Source organism: Pseudomonas sp. FP2338, assembly GCF_030687515.1.
GTDB lineage: Bacteria > Pseudomonadota > Gammaproteobacteria > Pseudomonadales > Pseudomonadaceae > Aquipseudomonas > Aquipseudomonas salomonii.
On sequence record NZ_CP117436.1, the window covers coordinates 2,219,425 to 2,240,342 of the forward strand.

At 58.6% G+C, this 20,918-nt stretch carries 21 protein-coding genes and 2 pseudogenes; 18 read left to right on the forward strand and 5 right to left on the reverse strand.

Going from position 1 to position 20,918, the window contains the following annotated elements; genetic code table 11:
- The first annotated feature begins 31 nt into the window (after window positions 1-31).
- Window positions 32-661, forward strand: a complete 630-nt coding sequence (locus PSH96_RS10160; protein WP_305458959.1) for a LysE family translocator — start codon at window positions 32-34, stop codon at window positions 659-661.
- Window positions 662-711: 50 nt separating this feature from the next.
- On the opposite strand, the gene inhA is transcribed toward PSH96_RS10160, so the two are convergent.
- On the reverse strand, window positions 712-1,392 hold the full coding sequence (inhA, locus tag PSH96_RS10165; RefSeq protein ID WP_305458961.1) for an isonitrile hydratase: 681 nt from the start codon (window positions 1,390-1,392) through the stop codon (window positions 712-714).
- Window positions 1,393-1,482: 90 nt separating this feature from the next.
- Here inhA and PSH96_RS10170 point away from each other — a divergent pair, with 90 nt between their 5' ends.
- Together PSH96_RS10170 and PSH96_RS10175 are read left to right on the forward strand one after the other, a co-directional pair.
- Window positions 1,483-2,451, forward strand: coding sequence for a GlxA family transcriptional regulator (locus tag PSH96_RS10170; RefSeq protein ID WP_305458963.1), 969 nt, complete (start codon window positions 1,483-1,485; stop codon window positions 2,449-2,451).
- A gap of 184 nt (window positions 2,452-2,635) precedes the next feature.
- Window positions 2,636-2,806, forward strand: a pseudogene (locus PSH96_RS10175) (ATP-binding protein); the annotation flags it as partial.
- Here PSH96_RS10175 and PSH96_RS10180 read toward each other — a convergent pair.
- The 4 genes from PSH96_RS10180 to PSH96_RS10195 all read right to left on the reverse strand — a co-directional run bounded on the left by PSH96_RS10180 (window position 2,789) and on the right by PSH96_RS10195 (window position 7,065).
- Window positions 2,789-3,694 carry an alpha/beta fold hydrolase gene (locus tag PSH96_RS10180; RefSeq protein ID WP_305458964.1) on the reverse strand — a complete coding sequence of 302 codons (906 nt, stop codon included), beginning with the start codon at window positions 3,692-3,694 and terminating at the stop codon, window positions 2,789-2,791. The pseudogene PSH96_RS10175 and the gene PSH96_RS10180 overlap by 18 nt on opposite strands.
- 82 nt (window positions 3,695-3,776) lie before the next feature.
- Window positions 3,777-4,322 carry a GNAT family N-acetyltransferase gene (locus tag PSH96_RS10185; RefSeq protein WP_305458966.1) on the reverse strand — a complete coding sequence of 182 codons (546 nt, stop codon included), beginning with the start codon at window positions 4,320-4,322 and terminating at the stop codon, window positions 3,777-3,779.
- Between the two features lie 123 nt (window positions 4,323-4,445).
- A complete protein-coding gene (locus PSH96_RS10190) occupies window positions 4,446-6,272 on the reverse strand; it encodes a glycoside hydrolase family 15 protein (protein ID WP_305458968.1) in 1,827 nt (608 codons plus the stop codon).
- A complete protein-coding gene (locus tag PSH96_RS10195) occupies window positions 6,265-7,065 on the reverse strand; it encodes a glucose 1-dehydrogenase (RefSeq protein WP_305458969.1) in 801 nt (266 codons plus the stop codon). The genes PSH96_RS10190 and PSH96_RS10195 overlap by 8 nt, the downstream gene beginning before the upstream one ends.
- Window positions 7,066-7,321: 256 nt before the next feature.
- On the opposite strand from PSH96_RS10195, the gene PSH96_RS10200 reads away from it, so the two are divergent.
- The 15 genes and pseudogenes from PSH96_RS10200 (at window position 7,322) to PSH96_RS10270 (ending at window position 20,914) form a co-directional block, all read left to right on the forward strand.
- Window positions 7,322-8,038 carry an HAD family phosphatase gene (locus PSH96_RS10200; protein ID WP_305458971.1) on the forward strand — a complete coding sequence of 239 codons (717 nt, stop codon included), beginning with the start codon at window positions 7,322-7,324 and terminating at the stop codon, window positions 8,036-8,038.
- Between the two features lie 172 nt (window positions 8,039-8,210).
- Complete coding sequence (locus tag PSH96_RS10205) at window positions 8,211-9,287, forward strand: transaldolase family protein (RefSeq protein ID WP_370694358.1); 1,077 nt, start codon at window positions 8,211-8,213, stop codon at window positions 9,285-9,287.
- Window positions 9,284-10,012, forward strand: a complete 729-nt coding sequence (locus tag PSH96_RS10210; protein WP_305458974.1) for a sulfotransferase family protein — start codon at window positions 9,284-9,286, stop codon at window positions 10,010-10,012. The genes PSH96_RS10205 and PSH96_RS10210 overlap by 4 nt, the downstream gene beginning before the upstream one ends.
- 10 nt (window positions 10,013-10,022) lie before the next feature.
- Window positions 10,023-10,747 (forward strand): annotated as a pseudogene (locus PSH96_RS10215) (SDR family oxidoreductase).
- Entirely contained in the window at window positions 10,744-11,880 is a 1,137-nt protein-coding gene (locus PSH96_RS10220; protein ID WP_305458977.1) for a hypothetical protein, read from the forward strand. The pseudogene PSH96_RS10215 and the gene PSH96_RS10220 overlap by 4 nt, the downstream one beginning before the upstream one ends.
- Window positions 11,881-11,892: 12 nt before the next feature.
- On the forward strand, window positions 11,893-12,663 hold the full coding sequence (locus PSH96_RS10225) for a bifunctional 2-polyprenyl-6-hydroxyphenol methylase/3-demethylubiquinol 3-O-methyltransferase UbiG (protein WP_305458979.1): 771 nt from the start codon (window positions 11,893-11,895) through the stop codon (window positions 12,661-12,663).
- A 10-nt stretch (window positions 12,664-12,673) separates the two neighbouring features.
- A complete protein-coding gene (locus PSH96_RS10230) occupies window positions 12,674-13,903 on the forward strand; it encodes a nitrate/nitrite transporter (protein WP_305458981.1) in 1,230 nt (409 codons plus the stop codon).
- Window positions 13,900-14,529, forward strand: coding sequence for an adenylyl-sulfate kinase (gene cysC / locus PSH96_RS10235; RefSeq protein ID WP_305458983.1), 630 nt, complete (start codon window positions 13,900-13,902; stop codon window positions 14,527-14,529). The genes PSH96_RS10230 and cysC overlap by 4 nt, the downstream gene beginning before the upstream one ends.
- Window positions 14,530-14,609: 80 nt before the next feature.
- On the forward strand, window positions 14,610-15,254 hold the full coding sequence (locus PSH96_RS10240; protein ID WP_305458984.1) for an ABATE domain-containing protein: 645 nt from the start codon (window positions 14,610-14,612) through the stop codon (window positions 15,252-15,254).
- A 90-nt stretch (window positions 15,255-15,344) separates the two neighbouring features.
- Window positions 15,345-15,845, forward strand: coding sequence for a sigma-70 family RNA polymerase sigma factor (locus tag PSH96_RS10245; RefSeq protein ID WP_305458986.1), 501 nt, complete (start codon window positions 15,345-15,347; stop codon window positions 15,843-15,845).
- Window positions 15,846-15,877: 32 nt separating this feature from the next.
- Window positions 15,878-16,828 (forward strand): FecR family protein, encoded by a 951-nt coding sequence (locus PSH96_RS10250; protein WP_305458988.1) that lies wholly within the window; start codon window positions 15,878-15,880, stop codon window positions 16,826-16,828.
- A gap of 97 nt (window positions 16,829-16,925) precedes the next feature.
- Window positions 16,926-19,331 (forward strand): TonB-dependent receptor, encoded by a 2,406-nt coding sequence (locus PSH96_RS10255; RefSeq protein WP_305458990.1) that lies wholly within the window; start codon window positions 16,926-16,928, stop codon window positions 19,329-19,331.
- Window positions 19,332-19,510: 179 nt separating this feature from the next.
- Window positions 19,511-19,837 carry a type III secretion protein gene (locus PSH96_RS10260; RefSeq protein WP_305458992.1) on the forward strand — a complete coding sequence of 109 codons (327 nt, stop codon included), beginning with the start codon at window positions 19,511-19,513 and terminating at the stop codon, window positions 19,835-19,837.
- A gap of 305 nt (window positions 19,838-20,142) precedes the next feature.
- Window positions 20,143-20,364: a hypothetical protein gene (locus tag PSH96_RS10265; RefSeq protein ID WP_305458993.1), complete on the forward strand. Its 222-nt coding sequence runs from the start codon at window positions 20,143-20,145 to the stop codon at window positions 20,362-20,364.
- A 1-nt stretch (window position 20,365) separates the two neighbouring features.
- A complete protein-coding gene (locus PSH96_RS10270) occupies window positions 20,366-20,914 on the forward strand; it encodes a type III secretion effector protein (RefSeq protein WP_305458995.1) in 549 nt (182 codons plus the stop codon).
- The last annotated feature ends 4 nt before the right edge of the window (window positions 20,915-20,918 follow it).

Here is a 20,918-nt window from a genome sequence, read left to right on the forward strand (position 1 = left end):
CTGCAGGCTTTCTCTGGTGGATGGCTTGAGCATGATCGACCTCGCAACCCTCGCGGTGTTTTCCGGCGCTGTTTTGCTGTTGCTGCTGTCGCCGGGGCCGAACATGGCGTTTGTGATCAGCCATGGCGTGAGTTATGGCTGGCGCGGTGGCGTGGCTTCAAGCCTGGGGATCTGCGTGGCGGATTTGCTGCTGACCGCCTTGACGGCCAGCGGGGTGACCGCCTTAGTCGCCAGTTGGCCGCCGGCGTTTGATTTGATTCGTTACGCCGGGGTGATCTACCTGCTGTGGCTGGTGTTCAAGACCTTGCAAAAAAACACCGGCCTGGACATGACCCAGGTCCGTCGCGTGCGTTTGCGGCATGTATTTGCGCAGGCCATGCTCAACAGTTTGCTCAACCCTAAGGCGTTGCTGTTTTTCATGGTGTTCCTGCCCCAATTCGTCAGGCCCGAGGCCGGCTCCATCGCAATGCAACTGTGGGTGTTGGGCGGCGTTCTAACCCTGATCGCCGGGGTTTTTCATGCCTTGCTGGGCATTTTTGGCGGGGCGATCAGCCGAATGTTTGCGGGCAGTCGCCACAGCGCCAGGCTACAGAAATGGGGCCTTGCGAGCGTGCTGATGCTATTGGCGGCGCGGTTAGCGGTGATGTCCAGACCTGCCTGACCCACCGCCATAACAGCACTACCGCTACAGAATTTGCTGCGCAGGTGCCATCAGGCCAACCGCGCCGCCGCACGCGCCACAATTTCACCGCGCACCCGACGCGATTCCGCCGTGCGCTTGTGGGCTTCCTCCAGCACATGTTCAGGCGCGGTGCTCGGGCTGCCCGCGTCAAACGGCGGTGCCGGCGCGTATTCGATCTGCAGTTGCACAAGCTGTGCGGCGGCTTCGCTGTACAGCTCGGCGGCCAGGGTCAGCGCAAAGTCGATCCCCGCAGTAATCCCGCCACCGGTGAACAGGTTGCCGTCACGCACCACGCGCGCCTGGATCGGGATAGCGCCCAGTGGGGCGAGGAGGTCGTGGTAGGCCCAGTGGGTGGTGGCTTTGCGGCCGCGCAGCAAACCGGCCGCGCCGAGCACCAGTGAGCCGGTGCATACCGAGGTCACGTAGCGGGCGGTCTGTGCCTGGGCTTTGAGGAAGTCGAGTGTTTGCGGGTCTTCCATCAAGGCGCCGACGCCGGAACCGCCGGGCACGCATATCACATCCAGGCGCGGGCAGTCGGCATACGTCATGGTCGGAGTGAACACCAAACCGGTGCTGGAAGTGACCGGTGCCAGGTCTTTCCACACCAGGTGCAGCTTCACATCCGGCAGCGAACCCAGCACGTCATAGGGGCCAGTAAGGTCCAGTTGCTGGATGCCGGGAAACAACAGAAAGCCGATCTGCAAGGTCATGAATCAAGCTCCGATAAAGGGGTGGACGGCTTCACTGTAGAGGCCTAGGCTTTGGCGAATACGCCATTGAACCCACAAATCACGCCAATCATGACCCGGATCATTCACGTTCTCGCTTTTGATAATGCCCAGGTGCTCGACGTGACCGGGCCGTTGCAGGTGTTCGCCTCGACCAATGACCTGGCGCGCCAGCGCGGCCTGGCGTTGCCTTACGCGGTCTCGGTAGTCGCCGCGCAGGACGCGCCGGTGATGACCTCTGCCGGCCTGGCGTTGGTGGCCGAGCCGCTGCCCGCGGCGGATACACCCTGCGACACGCTGGTGATTGCCGGCGGCTGGGGCGTGTATGGCGCCGCCGAAGACCCTGCGTTGGTGCAGTGGGTGCGCGAAAAGGCCAGGCACACACGGCGCATGACGTCGGTGTGCACCGGGGCTTTTTTGCTCGCCGCCAGCGGCCTGCTCGACGGCTGCCGTGTGGCCACCCACTGGACCCGCTGTGAAGAACTGGCGCGCAAGTTTCCCGCACTGACGGTGGAGTCCAACCCGATCTTCATCCAGCAAGGTGCGGTGTGGACCTCCGCCGGCGTCACCGCCGGCATCGACCTGTGCCTGGCCCTGGTGGAAGAAGACCTGGGCCGCGCCGTCGCCCTGGAAGTGGCGCGGCATTTGGTGGTATTCCTCAAGCGTCCGGGCGGACAATCGCAATTCAGCGCGACGTTATCGCTGCAAAAGGGCGACAGCCGCTTTGCCGACTTACACGCCTGGATGGCCGACAACCTCACCCTGGATTTGAACATTGCTACATTGGCCGCCCAGGCCGGCATGAGCGAGCGCAGCTTTGTGCGCCACTACCGCACCGAAACCGGCCAGACCCCGGCCCGCGCCGTCGAACTGATCCGCGTGGAAACAGCGCGGCGGCAGTTGGCCGACAGCACGGCATCGATCAAACGCATTGCGGTGCAATGCGGTTTTGGCTGTGAGGAAACCCTGCGGCGCAGTTTTCTGCGGGCCTTGGATGTCACGCCCCAAGCCTACCGGGAACGCTTCTGCCAACCGGTTTGAATGAAAACTTAAGCAGCAGGTGGACGCCAAGGCGCTGCAATTTCGGCCTCGGAGTTACAGGCCGTGGAGAGCCTGCGCCGTAACGCCCTCGAGCATGACCTGGCGCGCCAGGTACAGCGCGAGCATGCAGCCGTGCGGGCGCGGGATGAGCTGGTGGCGGTGGTTTCCCATGACCTGCGCAGCCCGCTATTGGACGTCCCGCGAGGGCAACCCCAATGGCGGCGGCCTGGGCTTGTATATCTGCCATGGCATCGTCGAAGCCCACGGCGGCTCGCTTTGGGCAGAAAGCGTGGTGGGGCAGGGCAGTGTCTTCAGCTTCAGGAGCGCGGCGGCGCTCTCACGTTCTGTCGAGTAGTTCAAACAGCGCCTCAAGGGTCACCTGCGGCGCTTCCTGGAACACATTGTGGCCAACGCCCGGCAACACCTGGCGCCGATACACGCCGCTGAAGCACGCCACATCGTCGTCCTCGACCGGTGCCGGGCCGACGCCATCATCGGCGCCGCACAGCGAGATGCTCGGCACCGAAATCGGCGGCTGCAGCGCCAGTGCCTGCTCGATGGCTTCCAGCGCCGGGTCGCCGGGGGCGTACATGAAGCGATGGCGATAGGAGTGAATGACCACCTCGACAAAATCCGGGTTATCAAACGACGGCGCGGTCTTGGCGTAGAGGCTCGGCCCTTCGGCCCAGGTCGGCGACCACAGCGTCCACAGCAGCTCGCACAGCTCGCGGCGATTGGCGCTCAAGCCGTCCACGCCACGCTGGGTGTGAAAGTAGAACTGATACCACAGGCGATGCTCTGTGTCGGGCGCACGCGGCTTGAGTGAATGGGCGATGTCCTGAATGTTGTAGCCATCTCCCGTCACCAACCCACGTACGCGCTCGGGCCACAGCGCGGCGACGATACACGCGGCGCGGCCACCCCAGTCAAAACCCGCCAACGTGGCTAGCGGGATGTGCAGGGCATCCATGAAGTCCAGCAGGTCCTTGGCCAACGCCGCCTGTTGGCCGGAGCGCATGACCTGCGCATTGATAAACCGCGTCGGGCCATAGCCGCGCAGGTAGGGCACCAGCACGCGGTAGCCACGCTCGGCCAGCACCGGCGCGATGTCATCGTAGCCACGCGGGTCGTAAGGGAAACCATGCAGCAATATGATCGGCGCACCGTCTTCAGGGCCGTGGGCTTCATAGGCCACGTCGAGCATGGAGGTGCGCACGTAGAGCAGTGGGGCGAGTGGGGTCATGACGGTCTTCTCGTAGCTGGCCAAAGGTGAAAACTTTAGTCGAACGCTGTGACGGGAGATCGAACGATCGAAGGCAATGTTCTTACTTGTCTGGACACTCGCGCACCAACAATCCCAGTGCTGTCAGGTCATGCCGCTGGCCATTCCAGAATCCGGCCTCTCGCAATGTGCCTTCGGTTTTAAAACCCAGGCGTTTCAATAGCGCTAGAGAAGCAGTGTTTTGAGGGTGCACCATCGCTTCTACCCGATGCAACTGCATATGCTTAAAGCCCCAATCGAGCATGGCCTGCAAGGCTTCGCGCATCAAGCCTTGCCCGCGAGCAGCAGGGGCGAGTTCGCAGGACAAAGCGCAGCTGTTCCAGGCGCGGTTCCACTTGAACAGGCCGCAACTGCCAATCAATTTGCCTTGGTGTTCAAGGCCCCAACGGGTGCCTGGGTTGGGGTGAGTGCGCCACTGGGCGAAGGTGTCGATAAGGGCTTCGGCCTGGGCGACGTCAGTCATGGGGTCGGCGCCGAACCAGCGCATGCTCGCGGCATCGGCGTGGATGGCGAACAGCGCGGGGGCGTCGGTTAATTGCAGTTCTCGCAGGCGCACGCGTGGGGTTGCGAGGGTAGGAAATCCGCTCATGGCGCCAGGGTCGCGAAAACCGGATCGCGATCAACGATTTTGACTAAAGGATGCCGCCCCACCTCTACCTCCATGTTTTGCGCACAATCGAACGACGCGTCTGGCCATTGTGCCCAGCCCGCCTCAGGGTTGCCACACGGTCTTTACCCCACTGAGCTTGCGGTCCAAAAAAGTCGCCGCGCTGATCAGCGCCAAGTGGCTCAGCGCCTGGGGCGTATTGCCGAGGTGATGGGCCTGGCTGTCGAATTCTTCGGCGTACAGGCCCAACGGGTTGGCGTAGCGCAGCAGTTGTTCGAATTCCAGGTGGGCTTTCTCCACCTGGCCGGCGCGGGCCAGGCATTCGACGTACCAGAACGAGCAGGCAGTAAAGGCGCCTTCGGTACCTTGCAGGCCGTCGATCTGGCTGTCGTCGTTGCGGTAGCGATAGACCATGCCGTCACGCACCAGGCTTTTCTGGATCGCTTCCAGGGTCGACAGCCAGCGCGGGTCGGTGGCCGCGACGAAGCGCACCAGCGGCATCAGCAGCATCGAGCCATCCAATGCGGTGCTGCCGATATGTTGCACAAAATGGCCGCGCTCTTCGTTCCAGAAGTTGCTCCAGATGTCGGCGTAGATGGCCTGGCGGGTCTGGTCCCAGCGTGCGAATGGGGCGGGCAACGAGCGTTTGGAGGCCAGGCGGATCGCGCGGTCCAGCGCCACCCAGCACATCAGCCGCGAATGCAGGAAGTGATGCTGCTCGCCGCGCATCTCCCAGATGCCCACGTCTTTCTGGTTCCAGATTTCGCAGACCTGGTCGGCCACTTCCACCGTGTGTTTCCAGCCTTCGTGGGAAATCGCCTCGCCGTATTTATTGACCAGGTACACCGCGTCCATCAGTTCGCCGTAGATATCCAACTGGATCTGGTCGAACGCCTCATTGCCGACGCGCACCGGCTTGGCATCGCCATGCCCGCTCAAGTGGTCGAGTGTGGTTTCCGGCAGCTGCTGACGCCCATCGATGCCATAGAGAATATTGATTTTGGTCGGCTGCCCGCAGCAATCGCTGACCCGGCCTTTGAGCCAGCGCATGTAGCTGTTGGCTTCCTCGACAAAGCCCAGGCGCATAAACGCGTAGACGGTGAACGAGGCGTCGCGGATCCAGGTGTAGCGGTAATCCCAGTTGCGTTCGCCGCCGGGAGACTCGGGCAGGCCGAAGGTGGCGGCGGCGATGATCGCGCCGTGTTTGCGTGAGGTCAAAAGCTTCAAGGCCAGCGCCGAGCGGTTGACCATTTCGCGCCAGCGCCCACGGTAATTGGATTGCGCGATCCAGCCGCGCCAGAACTTCAGGGTGCGTTCCAGGTAGAGGTCGGTGCAGTCGTTGGTGACGCGTGGGTCGTCGGCGCCACCGAGGACAAATTCGGCGCCTTCATCCTGGCTCAGGCTAAAGCGTGCGACCGCCGCCTGGTCTTCGAGGTCCAGCGGGTGGCTGCCGACCAGGCGCAAGCCAGGCTGGCCGTCAGCCGTAAACAGCACACCGCCGTTGTCGGCCGTCGCCTGGGTTTTTGCGCGGGCGTAGTCATGGCGCACAGCGCAACGCAGGTGAAGGGTGGCTTTGCCGCTGACTACACGCACGCGGCGAATCAGCAACGGCAGGTCGTCGACGTCTTCGCCGACGGACAGCAAGTCAGTAATTTCCACCACCGCTTCATCACTCAGCCAGCGGGTTTGCAGCACATTAGTGTCGGGCAGGTAGATTTGCTCGCGACGCGCGTTGGGCAGGTCGGGGGTGAGTTGGAAAGCACCGGCCTCGGGCGAGTCCAGCAGCGAGCAGAAGACCGACGGGCTGTCGAATTCCGGCCAGCAGAAAAAGTCGATACTGCCTTTGTCGTTCACCAGCGCTGCGCTGCGCATATCGCCGATGATGCCATGGGCATCGATGGCGCTTTGCGGTTCGTTCTTGAAATCAACCATTGCCGCGAAACTCCGGATAAAGGCTCATGCCGCCATCAATAAACAAGGTGCTGCCCACCACGTAGTCGGAGGCATCACTGGCCAGCCAGACCACCGCGTTGGCCACGTCTTCCACGTCGCCAACGCGACCGTAGGGAATCAACTTGAGCAGTTCTTGTTCAGCCGCGCCTTCAGTGGCCGCACGGTTGATTGCCGTGCGAATCGCCCCTGGCGCGATGCCATTGATGCGGATGCGCTGTTCACTGACTTCCTGGGCGAGGGTGCGCATCAGCATCTCCACGCCGCCCTTGGAGGCTGCGTAATTCACATGCCCGGCCCACGGGATGACCTGGTGCACCGAACTCATGTGGATGATTTTGCCGGCCGCCCGCGAGACGCCATCGCGGATGCCTTGGCGATTGAAGATCCGTACGGCGGCGCGGGCGCACAGGAACTGGCCGGTGAGGTTGACGCCGATCACGGTGTTCCAGTCATCAAGGGTCATGTCGACCAGATTGGCGTCTTTTTGCAGGCCCGAGTTGGCCACCAGAATGTCCAGGTGGCCGAAGGCCTCGAGGGTCTTTGCAAATAAACGCTCCACGTCGGCTTCTTTGGAGACGTCGCCACCGATGGCAATCGCCCGCCCGCCGCCTGCGTTGATCTGAGCGGCAAGGGCTTGCGCCGGCGCCGCCTGAGAATTGTAGTTGAGCACCACGGCCGCCCCGGCCTCGGCCAACGCCTTGGCCGCACCTGCGCCGATGCCGGAGCTGGCGCCGGTGACCAGGGCCACTTGTTGCTGCAAGGAGATCTGCATTGCCCGCCCACCGTTTTATGAGAGTCCTTTGTGCTGACTGACACGCGTCGGTAGAAGTTCAGCGAGCTCAAATGGGTTTTTCTGTGGTGATGATGCATCTATCGGAATAAAAAACACATTATAAATAATTAAAAGTAATTAATAATCTACTAAGAATCGTTTGACAGGATTTTGCTCTGAGCGTCTTATAGGCACTCATCAATGTGCTCCGCTGGTAGTTCAGAAGTCATCGCGGATATACCTATAAGAGATGCCTATGCACCCATTGGCCTTTATAGGGGAACTACCAGTTCAGGAGGCAGCGCCTGTCCGCGTGGGCGTGCCTAAGTTAGTGATCTTCGATTGCGACGGTGTATTAGTGCAAAGCGAAGAAATCACCCTGTCTGTATTGATTTCCCTGCTGAATGAACAAGCACGTCGTGACGCGCCAGAGGCTAAGGGTCTTGACTCAGTAGAATTCATTGAGCGCTTTCGTGGGCGCAAGATTGCCGACTGCTTAAGTGAAGCTGAGCAGCGCTTTAATATTTGCCTGGACAGTCAGTTTGAACAAACCTTTCGCCAAACAGCACGGCTCGATTTGACGGCGAAGTTAAAACCTACCGATGGAATCCTTGAAGTGCTGGAAGGTCTGACGCTGCCTTTTTGCGTAGCCTCCAGTGCGCCCCTTAATAAAATAGAACACTGTTTACGCCTCACGGAGCTGTGGTCTTATTTTGAGGGGCACCTATTCAGTTGTTACGAATTAGGCCGTTGGAAACCGGACCCTTTGGTGTTTTTAACAGCGTGCGCTGCTTATAACGTCGACCCCTGTGATGCATGGGTTATTGAAGACAGTATTGCCGGTATTCACGCGGCGGTTGCAGCCAATATAAGTGTGTTGGGTTTTGGGCCAGTAGACAGACATTCAATGTTGGCCGATGCCGGGGCGTTACCTTTTTCTGATATGCGTGAATTACGCACGTTACTAGCGTGATATGACTACTCAAGGAGGAGGCGTTGTGAAGATTTCAGGTTATACAGAGCGACTAAAGAGTAATGATCAACGTTCGGAGGTGTGGTGGGATTCGTCGCCGGCCGTCTATGTAGCTTATAAGAAACACTTGCTTGAAAAATACCCCGCAGCCTTCAGTTCCATAGAACAGTTAATGCCCGACACGTTTGCGCAACCCGGCGGGTTCAGTAATGTAACGACAAACCCTCGTCTGGTAACGGCGGTGATTCTTGAAAAACGTGACTATTGGTTGTCGCGGTTCAATCTCGCCAAGCTGGCGCCCCAAGAGTTGCGCAGGAAGCTGTACGACGAAGTGATCGTGCAGGGCGCTTCGGATCTGAAGCAGCGTTGGGTTCAATCCGGCCAGCGTGAAGGCTGGATTTGCGCGCAAGTCGATCCTGTCGATGTGCGCTGTGCCGAACGCATGACTGCAAGGGGAGTGGCGCTGCGTCAGTTGGCTGCGAATGTGATGGTGAAGGTTCCCGCAAGCCTGGAGGGCCTTGCGACGGTTGAGCATTTAGTGGCGCAAGGCAGCTCAGTGAACATCACCTTCTGCTTCACGGTTTCGCAGTTCCAGGCAGGCATCGAGGCCATAGAACGTGGAAGGGTGACTGCACGCAGCAAGGGTGTCGACACACGCCGCTGCAAGTATGTGATCACGTTCATGATCGGCCGCTTTGCCTGTCAGCCCGAGTTTGCGTTACAAGCGGCAGAGCGTGGCTTGGCGCTGAGCCCGGAGGACCTGCGCTGGGCCGAGTTGTTGGTTTATGAGCAGGTACAGGCGCTGGTCTCGGCGTCGGCCGCGCCGGTCAAAACCCTGCTTTCCAGTATAAAAGTCGATGTCGACGAGCGTGGCAACAGGCACTGCTGGCACCTGGAGAAGACCGGCTTGTTGGCGACGTGCTACACACTGACGCCGGAAGTGGTTGAGTTTTTGGTTGTGCGCGAAAGTCGCGGTAAACCGGTATTTCCTGCGGGGGAACCCTTGAAACCGCCGGCTTCGACACTCGCGAAATTGTTGCGTATTCCATATTTCTGCGAAGCCTACTTTCTGGACGGCATCGAGCCTTATGACTTTTGCAACCATGAGGCTTTTATCAACACGTGCAATGAGGCCAACAGTGCGCACCGGCGCCTGGCCGACTTCTGCACTCGACTCTGCCCCCCTGCGCACGCTTTCAGCCGCTCCCTCAGTCCGATCATGGCGGCCGAATACGGGGTGCTGGTATGAACAAGATGGTCGGCTTATGGGCGCACCCCCGTTCGCGATCCACGGTGTTGGAACGCGTGTTTATCGAGCGCGGAGACTTCGAAGTTTTCCACGAGCCGTTTGCCCATATGGCATTTTCTGCCGATTCTGAAATTCCGTCGGATGAATGGGATCACAGTTTCCCAACCACTTATCAGGGAATAAAAGAACGACTGGTAAAGACCAGGGAAACGGCCAACGTATTTCACAAAGACATGTGTTATCACTGCCTCGATGACTTGAAAGTTGACGTGGAGTTTCTGGCACAACAGGACAATATCTTTCTTGTTCGCGAGCCCGCCAGCAGCATTCTTTCGCATTATCGCGTACACCCCAATATGCCGCTGCAAGCCATTGGGCATAAAGCCTTGTACGAAATCTTTTGTGTGGTCACCAAACTTACTGGCAAAGTGCCCTATGTGATTAATGCTGATGACCTGGCGGCAGATCCGGAACGGGTGATTGGCAAACTGTGTGACTATTTGGGTATTGAATTCCTGCCGCAAGCCATGATGTGGAAGCGCGAGTGCCCACCCCAATGGAAAACCTGGAGAAGTTGGCACGTCGCAGCAGAAAACAGTGAGTGCATTATTCCGTCGAGTGAGCCTCGCCCCAATAAAGAGGAACTCGAAAATATACCCGCGTTAAAAGCGATGTATGACTATCACCGGGTTTTTTACGCGCGCATGAACGAATTCTGTCAATAGGGAGCAGGGCATGAAAAAGTTGGTGATTACCGGTGCCGCGAATGGAATTGGTCGGGCAACCTGGAGCAGGCGATTGTTGAAGGTTACTTTGTCATTGCCGTGGATAGGGACGCGGACGCCCTTAACCGGCTGCAACAGACTTACGGTTCGAGTGTATTAGAGAGTCATGTTGCCGATCTTTCCAATGATGCGGTGATCAAGGGCTTTATGCCAAGCCTGTATGAGCGTCATTCCACGCTCTATGGGTTAGTTAATAATGCAGGGCTGTATCACGGCAAAAGTATTTACGCCTATTCCGATAACGAAGTGGATGAAATGCTTAACGTTAACCTCAAAGCATTACTTTATCTTTCCAAAGACTTCGCCGAACGGGAAATGAAGCACGAAGCGCCGCGCAGCATCGTCAATATCACCTCAGTGGCAGGGGAAGTGGGCAGTTGTGACGCCCTGTACGGCGCCACCAAGGCTGCCGTGATCGGCTTGACCAAGGCCAATGCCTGGAATTTCGCGCCTTTTGTGCGGGTAAACGCGGTATCGCCCGCACTGATTCACGACACCGCTATTTACGACACTATTCCTGAGTATCGGCGGGCGGAGTACGCGCGCCAGGAAATTCTCAGAGACCCGATCCTGCCCAGTGGTGTGGCCGAGGTCATCCTGCTGTTGGTCGGTAAAGGTTTGCGGCATATGACCGGCAAGGTTATCCCGGTTGATAACGGAGCCTACCCACGGTGAACCAGTCCATAGCGAAAAAAAAGTTGCTGTTGGTGGGCGCCGGTAACTTGTGCCTGCAAATTCTCAAGATTCTGGCGCCCAGGAACAGGTTCGAGTTTGTCGTGTTGGGGCGCAACGAAGAAGCGACCATCAGGCTGTGCAATCTGGTGACGCTGGCGTGCGCACAACTGGAACAGTATGTTGCTATCTCGCCGGTGATCGCTGACTTGACCGATATCGGCAGCGTTACCCAGGTGCTCCGGGAGCACGCGCCGGACATCATCGTGAACTGCGCCTCGTTGCAGTCATGGAGAGTGATCACCGGGTTGCCCAAACGCTCGTTCGAGCAGCTTGACCAGGCACAGTTCGGTCCCTGGCTACCCATGCACCTGACACTGATGCATGACTTGATGCAAGCCGTGAAGGCCTCCGGTATTGCCACCCTGACCGTCAATGCGGCCTTTCCCGATGCCGTCAACCCTATCCTGGCCAGGGTCGGGCTGGCCCCTGATATCGGCGTGGGCAATGTCGCCAACCTGATTCCGGCCGTGCGTTTTTCCATCGCGCGATTGCTCAAGTGCTCTCCCGCTGACGTGGAGGTGATGCTGTATGCCCAGCATTATTTCAGCCACTACGTGCCACGCGGCGGCTTGCCTCCACGTGCCAGCTATCGCTTGCTGTATGAGGTTCGCGGCCGGCGTGAGGTCGCTCGCCTGTCTAATGAGGTGATTTTTTCTACGGTGAAAAACGAGTTTCGTCGCTTGGGCGGGGTTGATGGGCAGTTTCTAACCGCGTGTTCTGCGGTCACTGTGATCGAAGGGCTGTTCTCCCCGACGCCGGTACTGGTGCACGCGCCAGGCCCGCTGGGGCTTCCGGGGGGCTATCCGGTCTGGCTTCAGGATGGACGCATCAATGTGCAGTTCTCCGACGAGTGCCCCTACGACGACGCGGTGCGCCTCAACAGCATTTGCCAAAGCCACGATGGTATCGACGAAATCCATTGCGACGGCTCGGTCACCTTCAACCCCAGGTGCATGGCAATCATGCAGACGATGCTGGGGTACTCCAAGGACATCATGTCGGTTCAGCAGTCTGCGGACTGTGCTCGGGAGTTGGCGGGAAAGTACCTGTCTTTCAAAAATTCAATCGGCTAGGGGCGGTGTGCCATGAGTCAAATCCTGGGGTATGAACACGAGGAAGTAGCCCATTACTCAACGCAGTATTCGCCAGACTTTGTCGAGCGCTGGGACGCGTTGATTGATTGGGAAAAAAGAAAGGCCGGCGAACAGGGGTTCTTTGAGCAGTTGCTGAAAAGTCACGGAGTGAAATCAGTACTCGATGTATCCACGGGCAGTGGTTTTCATGCCGTGCAACTCAAGCAGGCAGGTTTCGAGGTGGTCGCTACGGACGGTAGCGGCACGATGCTGAACAAAGCCCGACAAAACTTTCTTGAGCGTAAATTGGCAATTGAATCCCACCACAAAGAGTGGCTTGAGCTCGACCCGGACGTGCTGGGCACGTTCGATGCCGTGGTGTGTCTGGGCAGTTCACTGTGCCACGTGTTTGAGGCCAGCGACCGTATAAGCGTGCTGCGCACGTTCAGGGCCTTGCTCAAGCCAGGCGGTGTGTTGATTGTTGATCAGCGTAATTTCCGTGCTATTCGCGCGGGCAAGTTCAAATCCAGCGGCAATTATTATTACTGCGGTGCGAGCGCGTCGGTCAGCCTGGGCAGGGTCGATGCACAGGTGTGCGAGTTCATTTACGACTTTGACGATAAACAACGCTACAGCCTGAAAGTGTATCCGTTATTGCCTGCGGATCTGGCCGACGAGATTCGGGTCAGCGGCTTCTCTGCCCATAAGGAATACGGCGATTTTCAGCCTGTCTTCGACGGGATGAATTGTGATTTTGTCATCCACACTGCCCGCGCCGTTTGAGGGCGTCATGATGAGCACACTCGTACAGAATAATCCTCGCGTGCTGGACAGCGTGGTGTTGGCAGTCGTACTGACAGGGTTTGTGGCCAGTACCTACGGGTTCGGCGTTTATTTGTTCGCCAACCTGGTCGTTGATATGCGCCGAGATATCGGCTTTGGCTACACCACTGTGGGCTTGATCACCGGGGGCGCACAAATAGGTTTCCTGCTGTTTTCTTCAGTCACCAGTTACATCAGTCGTTTTTTCGAAGGTTGGAAAATCAGCCTGGTGTCCACCGTGGTGACGTCTCTGGCCCTGCTGGGCTTGAGCGTCAGCGACAATATTTGGTTGTCGGGTGGGTTGTTGATATTGCTGGGAGGGTGCTCCGCTTCGGTTTACATCCCGCTGGCAGAAATCGTCACCAAGGGTTTTAGCCCAGGTAATCGCTCCCGGGTCATGGGGTTGATCTCCAGTGGCACCAGCTACGGCGTGTTTATCAACGGGTTACTGGTGTCATTTCTCACCTTGCAGGGTGGCTGGCGCTCGATCTGGCTGACGGCCGGTCTTGTGTCATTGGGCCTCTGTTTCGTGGCCTGGTTTCTGTTGCGTAACATGGGGGCTGACCAGGCGGCTGGTTTTTCAGGTAAGCGCTCGCGGTCGTTCGATGGCCAGACGCCTTGGCTGAGCCGTTCGTTGTACCTGATCTGGGGCATCGCCTTTCTCAATGGGATGGCACTGCTGCCGTTTCAGACTTACCTGGCACCTTACCTTCGCGATGAATTAGGCGTTTCGGTACAGGACGCAGGGTTTATCTGGACGACGATCGGCGCTGTGGGGATGGCGTCGGGCTTTTTGGTGGGGTGGATTGCGGACAAAGTGGGTGCCAGGACGGCCTTGGCCATGTGCTTTCTGAGTGCGGGTCTGGCAGCCATGCTGGTGTTCAGTTTTAACGTTATCGCGTTGTTCTATTTGGCGGCTTTTTTGTTTGCGCTGGCGTTCTACCCCATCTTTGGGCTGGTCCCCAGCTATATCGGACAAATCGTTCCGGTCAACCGACTGACGCAGGCATTTGGCATTGCCAATGTGCTGATTGGCCTGGGTGGCGTGTGCGGTAACTTCCTGGGCGGGCTGTCCAAAGACCTGACAGGCTCGTTCTCAACAGTCTATTGGGTGGTTTCACTGCTTCTGTTTTTGCAATGCGTGATGGTGTTCATGTTGGGCAAACAGTCTGTTTCGCTGACGGAGGGAGAACGGCCATGAGCTATTTTGCGCAAGAACCGCAACAGAATTTGCATGCGTCTGCGTTCAATCACGTGCGTGCCGAACAGTCGCGAATGAAGCACAAACCCAGGGTCATTTGGATGACGGGGCTCTCGGCCTCCGGGAAGTCGACCATTGCCAATGCGCTGGATATTGCCTTACGGGCCCAAGGCCGGTTTACCTGCATCCTTGATGGCGACTCGGTACGCAGTGGGCTGTGTCGTGACTTGGGGTTCACCGACAGCGACCGGGATGAAAACATTCGGCGGGTCGCGGAGGTGGCGGGTTTGATGGTGGAGGCGGGACTTATCGTCATCGTCGCGCTGATCTCGCCGTCATCGGCCAGTCGGCATTACGCCCGCTCGATTATTGGCAACGAGCGTTTTGTCGAAGTTCACGTGGACGCTCCACTGGCAACTGTCGAACAGCGAGACCCTAAAGGTTTGTATAAAAAGGCGCGGTCGGGGCTGCTCAAGAACTTTACGGGGATTGATTCGAACTACGACACTCCGTTGTTTCCTGAAGTGCATTTGCCGACTGACGTGATTTCGGTTGAACAATCGGTCGGGATTATTCTTGACTGGATGGCGCGTGCGCAGGACCCCGTTCAGCCATTGGTCTTCTAGCCGCGGGGCAGTGACTTCGACTCCAGGAAACGAGGTATTCTCTGCCAGGGCGGAGCATGCAGGTTCTTTCGGGAGTTGGAATGACACATTTCACGGGCACTGCAAAATCAATCCGGCTGATCGGCGGGGCCCGGGTATTGGACTTCATCAATACCACTAATGGTCGCAGGCCGCACTCCGCACTCAAGGTTCGGGAAGAACGACTCACCAGTTTCAAGTTCTTCATGGAATGGGCATTACACGCCTCTTTGCTCTCTGAGCAAGAGTACGCTGACTACACACCTATGGTGGTTGACTCGGCTATTTCCTTCCAGCCAGACCTGGACGCCATTATTGCTTTGCGAGAGCTTCTGTACGGCGTCTTCCATACGCTGTCATTACGCCAAAGTGTCACCGATGAGGCATTACAGCAGATCAATCTGCACTACCAGCAGGGCACGGGGTGGCGAGTGTTGCGCTCCATCGACGGGGTGCCCGCGTGGGGCTGGCGCACCTGCAGCTCTGCGCAAGAGTTGACGTCGATGCTGATAGCGCGCCTGGCCACAGACGCGACGCAACTGCTGGTATCGAGCCAGCTTCACACGTTGAGGAGCTGCAGTTGTACCGATTGCGATTGGATATTTCTCGACCTCTCCAAAAGTAAACAACGCAAATGGTGCCAGATGAGTGTGTGTGGCAGCCGAGAGAAGCTGAGCCGACTCAAACAGGTGGCCGGTCATCTTTAGTTGCAACGCAATACGGTGGGCGACGGGAAGCAATTGCTCCGCTTAATAGGAAATATTACTATTCACGCCCCGCCTTCCAGTGCTCACGCGATGATTCCTCAGCCGCCCCGCAGAACAGGCTTTTTCGAGCATTACGAAGAGTTGATCGGAACCTGGGCACGCCGTCTGAGAAACCGTCAGCAGGCCGAAGACCTGGCGCACGACACCTTCGTGAAGGTGCTTGAGTCGCGTTCGAGCGACGTTGAGCAACCGCGCGCCTATCTGCATCAAACGGCGCGCAACATCGCGGTGGACGCATACCGCCGCGAAGACCGGCGAGAGGCGCTGGCGTTGGACGCCATTGATCAGCGTTCGCCCCACAGCGGCGACCCGGAGCATGTCATGCACGCGATCCAATTGGCCGACTCCATCGAGCGGGCCTTGGCCGAGTTGCCGCTTAACTGTCGCAAGGTATTTATCTGGCAGAAAATCGAGGGCCTCACCCAGCAGGAAATCGCCGTACGCCTGGGCCTGTCTAAAAACATGGTGGAAAAGTATATGATCCGCACCTTGCGGCATCTGCGCGACCGCCTGGACGCCATGGCCCCATGAACTCTGCCCGTTTTGAAACAGGATCTTCCACGATGGATAGCCGTGCTCGCGACGAAGCCGCGCAATGGTTTGTACGCCTGCAAGACGCCGAGTTGAGCCCCGAAGAACGACAGCGTTTTGATGCGTGGTGTGCCGAGCGGCCTGAGCATCAATACGAATTTGAAGTGCTGCAAGGCCTGTGGAGCGCCGCCGACCTTGTGCCCACGGCGCGTTTGCAAGCGCTGTGCGAGGCCCCGGTCGAACGCCCCATACGTCACGCCATTGTGCGTTACGCCGTGGCTGCCAGTGTGGTAGCCATCGCCTTGGGGCTTGGCCTGTTCAGCGGGCTTGATCATCCCAAACCCTATAGCGCTGAGTTCAGCACGCGCTTGGGCGAGCATCGCCAAGTGGCATTGCCCGACGGTTCAGTGATGGACCTGAACAGCCGCAGCGTGGTGGCGGTGCACTATGAAAAGGGCCGACGCGGCGTAGACATCAAACAGGGCGAAGCTATGTTCAGCGTCGAGCACGACACCAGCCGCCCGTTTGTCGTGGCCGCCGGGGCGGGGCAGGTCACGGTCACCGGCACGCGTTTTGATGTGCGCCGCGATGACGACCAGACCCGCGTGGTGGTCGAGGCCGGCACGGTCAAAGTGCGGGGGCGAGCGTCGGATCAAGTCGTGATGCTCACGGCAGGGCTCGGCACCCATGTCGATTCTGCCGGGCAAGTCGTTACGGCGTATGCGGTGAATGCCGATGAACTGACAGCCTGGCGCACGGGCAAGTTGGTGTTCAACAACGCCACCCTCGGCGAAGTGGCGCGGGAAGTATCGCGCTATCGCGAGCAGCCGTTGCGGGTCAACACGGCGGCGGTGAGCAATCTGCGGCTGACCAGCGTGTTCAAATCCAGCGACACGGACGCGCTGCTCAAAGCGCTGCCGCATATCCTTCCAGTGGCCGTACGCGCCTTGCCGGACGGCAGCCAGGAAATTATTTCACGCTGACATTCAGGTTTTTTTCGAGTTCTTCGTCTTCTTCTGCAACTGCAACTGGTTTGCATTAACAGCCGCACACTCTTGCGATCACAGGACTAGGTTCGACGTGAAAAAACTTGTCGTGAACAACAATAAATTCTCCCGCTGGGCGCCCCTGGCGCTGGCGCTTGCCGTTAGTTCCGCGCTGCCTGCGGCCTATGCGGCAGAAGGCATCCATATTCGCTCCCAACCGCTGGGCGCTGCGCTGAGTCAGCTGGGCCAGCAGACTTCCCTGCAAGTGTTCTTCAGCCCTGACATGGTCGCGGGCAAACAAGCGCCTGCAGTGGACGGCAACCTGTCGCCCGAACAGGCCCTGCGCCAATTGCTCCAGGGCAGCGGCCTGGATTACCAGATCGATGCCGGTTCCGTGACCCTTCGCCCACTGCGCGGCGGCACGGGTGAAACCGGTTCGCCGCTGGAGCTGGGCGTCACGGATATCAAAGTGGTCGGCGACTGGCTGGGCGATGCCAATGCCCAAGTGGTGCAGAACCATCCGGGCGCACGTACCGTGATCCGCCGTGAAGCCATGGTGGAGCAGGGGGCGATGAATATCAGTGATGTGCTGCGCCGCGTCCCTGGCGTGCAGGTGCAAGAGGCCAACGGCACCGGTGGCAGCGATATTTCCCTCAACGTCGGCGTGCGTGGCCTGACCTCACGTCTGTCACCACGCTCCACCGTATTGATTGATGGCGTACCGGCGGCGTTCGCCCCGTATGGGCAGCCGCAACTGTCGATGGCGCCGATTTCTGCCGGTAACCTGGACAGCATCGACGTGGTACGCGGCGCCGGTTCCGTGCGTTATGGGCCGCAGAACGTGGGCGGCGTGATCAACTTCGTGACCCGCGCTATTCCGGAGCAAGCCTTGGGTGAAGTCGGCACCACCCTGGAAACCTCCGCCCACGGCGGCTGGAAACACGTCGACAATGCTTTTGTCGGCGGTACCGCCGATAACGGCATGGGTGTGGCCTTGCTGTATACCGGGGTGAATGGCAACGGCTACCGCAACAGCAATAACGCCAACGACATCGACGACGTGATCCTCAAGACCCACTGGGCGCCGACCGATCAAGACGATTTCTCGCTGAACCTCCACTATTACAATGCCAATGCCGATATGCCCGGCGGCCTGACCCAGAAGCAGTTTGACGCCAACCCGTATCAATCGGTGCGCGATTGGGACAATTTCAGCGGCCGTCGCAAGGACGTATCCTTCAAGTACATCCGCCAGATCGACGACCGTACCCAGGCCGAAGTGCTGACCTATTACATCGACAGCTTCCGTGGCAGCAACATCGCCAACCGCGACCTCAAGACCATCGGTTCCTACCCGCGCAGCTACTACACCTTCGGCATCGAGCCACGGGTGTCCCATGTGTTCGACGCAGGGCCAAGCACCCAGGAAGTCAGCGTCGGTTATCGCTACCTCAAAGAAGGCATGCATGAACAGGCCAGCAGCCTCAATCTGGTCAACAACGTGCCGACACCGGGCGGTCAAAATGACGGCCATGTTTACCAGGATCGCACCGGCGGTACCGTGGCCAACGCGTTTTATATCGACAACAAAATCGATATCGGCAAGTGGACCGTCACGCCGGGCATTCGCTTCGAAAACATAGAAACCAATTGGCATGACCGCCCGGTGGTCGCCTTGAACGGTGTGCGCACCGTGGAAAAAAATCGCAAGATCAATAGTAACGAGCCGTTGCCGGCGTTGAGCGTGATGTACCACATTTCCGATGCCTGGAAAGTCTTTGCCAACTACGAAACCTCCTTCGGCAGCCTGCAGTACGCGCAGATCGGGCAGGGCGGTCGCGTCAACCAGACGGCCGACGGCCTGAACCCGGAAAAGGCCAAGACCTACGAGATCGGCACACGCTATAACGACAGCGTCTGGGGCGGCGAAGTGACGCTGTTCTACATCGATTTCTCGGATGAGCTGCAATATGTGAGCAACGACGTGGGTTGGACCAACCTCGGTGCCACCAAGCACCAGGGTATCGAAACCTCGGCTCACTACGACCTGTCGAACCTGGACCCACGTCTGGACGGCTTGACTGCCAACGCGGGTTTCACCTACACCAAGGCTACCGCCGAGGGTGATGTGCCGTTCAAGGGTCGCGACCTGCCGCTCTATTCCCGTGAAGTGTTGACGGCGGGCCTGCGCTACGACATCAACCACTGGACCCATAACCTGGACGTCTATGCCCAGTCCGGTCAACGTGCGCCGGGTACCGGCACCACCTACATCACCCAGGGTACCGCCGACGGCCAGTACGGCGATATCCCCGGTTATGTCTCGGTCAACGTGCGCAGTGGGTATGACTTCGGTGCGCAACTGTCGAACCTGAAACTGGGTGTGGGCGTGAAGAACCTCTTCGACCAGCAGCACTACACGCGCTCCAGTGACAATAACGCCGGGTTGTACCTCGGTCAGCCGCGTACGTTCTTCGTGCAGGCGAGCGTTGGTTTCTGATCGGTCGTGTGTAAGAAAAATCGCAGCTCAAGGGCGGCGATTTTTTTTGGCTTTTTTCCATGGACTTACCGAGCTGCCTGAGCCTTGGCAGGAACTGTTTGCGCGCATTCGCCACACAGGTTGTAACCAGCGACGTTGATCGTACTGGTCGTTTTCAGACGCCGAGCCAGGGGCCAGACATGACTTCACCTTCGTTTCAATCCGGCCCGACCGAGGGCCGGTGCACCGTTAATGGCTGGCGTGGGGATGCCCGCTCGACATTGCCAGGCGAGGAGGGCAACAGCACGGCCCTGTCAACGGTGTACGCCGCCGAAACGCTGCGCATGAAAGCGTTCGTGGGGCAGCAAAAATTCCAGGCGCCCGTTGCAGATGATTTTGCCCGCGGGCTGCTTGCGCCAGAGCCTGCCAACCGTCCTGACACTCACTGTTTGAGGCAACCCACTTTCCGTTGGGCCGCGCTGCTCAACAGCCTCACCGCCAGTTGGCGAGGGCAAACACCTGGGTGATCCAGTGTTACATGCTGTTATTGGGATTCTCCTGCCACCCGGAACTATCGCGTGGCGCTAACCACATATCGGTTGCTTGCTACCCAGAGGGTGAATCGATGATTCGGGGCCCCTGGTACTGACTTTCAGGCAAGCACGGATCTGCAAAAGGCGAGAGATGAAGCATGAAGATTGAGGGTGCATTACTGCGCGCGCAGCCAATCGGCGTGGGCGGGCCAGAGGTATGTCGGGTTTTATCGCCCCGCGTTTTTCATTCGCCTGGCGATGAGCCATTTGCAACGCGAGATTTGCCGTCGCAGCGGCCCATGCTGTGGCGTGGAGGCTTGTCTTCGTTGCGCCAGCAGGCCCTGCAAAATGCGCCCACGGCTCGCGCCAACACCACACCGCCGGGTCCGAACTCCACCGATAGCCAACTGGCGGGCGAGTTGGAGAAACACTTTGGCGAGCTGCACGGGTTTTTAAAGGAAGGCCGTTTGACGCAGGCATCGTTGCGCCAGATCGCAGCTCAAACCTTGAGTGGAGAGTAAGGTGCGCGACCGTATGATCCTGCTGGTCAGGGAAATTCTCAACCGCCCGCTGCTGAACGACGCAATCATCGACGGTGCGGGGTACATCACCCGTGACAGCCTGAACGCAGCCGCTGCGGCGTTGCTGGGTAACAGCTCCCCTGCCGCCTTCAGTCAGGACCCTTTTCATGATCAGGGCAACGCCGAGGTCGTAAAGGCTTTGCAAGGCTATTTCAAACAATTGCGGGATATACACAAAGATCGCACGGTATTTTTTGAAACGTTTGAATACCTGGAAATAACCCAACTCAAAACCGTGATGAGTGACCCTGACGACCTCGATTCGCAAGGCCGACCGCTGTTGGAGCCCGCGACTGGGCTACCGAGGAAAAAGTACAGTGAACACTGCGTCTACACCGCCAAGAACATCATTGAGCGCCCAGGCCTGCTGCGTTCGCTGGAACGTGCCAACAACATGCGTTTGCTGGGGCGCCCCAGGCACGAGGGCTGGCTTTGCAACAAAAGCCTGGAACGCTGGCTGGAACAATACGAAGCCTACAAAGCCAGATAACCCC

Bases quoted from the DNA above. Each gene is read 5' to 3' on its own strand.
- PSH96_RS10210 (WP_305458974.1), top strand. From the start codon at position 9,284: ATGAACAAGATGGTCGGCTTATGGGCGCACCCCCGTTCGCGATCCACG.
- PSH96_RS10160 (WP_305458959.1), top strand. From the start codon at position 32: ATGATCGACCTCGCAACCCTCGCGGTGTTTTCCGGCGCTGTTTTGCTG.
- PSH96_RS10240 (WP_305458984.1), top strand. From the start codon at position 14,610: ATGACACATTTCACGGGCACTGCAAAATCAATCCGGCTGATCGGCGGG.
- PSH96_RS10230 (WP_305458981.1), top strand. From the start codon at position 12,674: ATGAGCACACTCGTACAGAATAATCCTCGCGTGCTGGACAGCGTGGTG.
- PSH96_RS10245 (WP_305458986.1), top strand. From the start codon at position 15,345: ATGATTCCTCAGCCGCCCCGCAGAACAGGCTTTTTCGAGCATTACGAA.
- PSH96_RS10190 (WP_305458968.1), bottom strand. From the start codon at position 6,272: ATGGTTGATTTCAAGAACGAACCGCAAAGCGCCATCGATGCCCATGGC.
- PSH96_RS10180 (WP_305458964.1), bottom strand. From the start codon at position 3,694: ATGACCCCACTCGCCCCACTGCTCTACGTGCGCACCTCCATGCTCGAC.
- cysC (WP_305458983.1), top strand. From the start codon at position 13,900: ATGAGCTATTTTGCGCAAGAACCGCAACAGAATTTGCATGCGTCTGCG.
- inhA (WP_305458961.1), bottom strand. From the start codon at position 1,392: ATGACCTTGCAGATCGGCTTTCTGTTGTTTCCCGGCATCCAGCAACTG.
- PSH96_RS10265 (WP_305458993.1), top strand. From the start codon at position 20,143: ATGCTGTGGCGTGGAGGCTTGTCTTCGTTGCGCCAGCAGGCCCTGCAA.
- PSH96_RS10185 (WP_305458966.1), bottom strand. From the start codon at position 4,322: ATGAGCGGATTTCCTACCCTCGCAACCCCACGCGTGCGCCTGCGAGAA.
- PSH96_RS10200 (WP_305458971.1), top strand. From the start codon at position 7,322: ATGCACCCATTGGCCTTTATAGGGGAACTACCAGTTCAGGAGGCAGCG.
- PSH96_RS10170 (WP_305458963.1), top strand. From the start codon at position 1,483: ATGACCCGGATCATTCACGTTCTCGCTTTTGATAATGCCCAGGTGCTC.
- PSH96_RS10195 (WP_305458969.1), bottom strand. From the start codon at position 7,065: ATGCAGATCTCCTTGCAGCAACAAGTGGCCCTGGTCACCGGCGCCAGC.
- PSH96_RS10225 (WP_305458979.1), top strand. From the start codon at position 11,893: ATGAGTCAAATCCTGGGGTATGAACACGAGGAAGTAGCCCATTACTCA.
- PSH96_RS10205 (WP_370694358.1), top strand. From the start codon at position 8,211: ATGCCCGACACGTTTGCGCAACCCGGCGGGTTCAGTAATGTAACGACA.
- PSH96_RS10260 (WP_305458992.1), top strand. From the start codon at position 19,511: ATGACTTCACCTTCGTTTCAATCCGGCCCGACCGAGGGCCGGTGCACC.
- PSH96_RS10250 (WP_305458988.1), top strand. From the start codon at position 15,878: ATGGATAGCCGTGCTCGCGACGAAGCCGCGCAATGGTTTGTACGCCTG.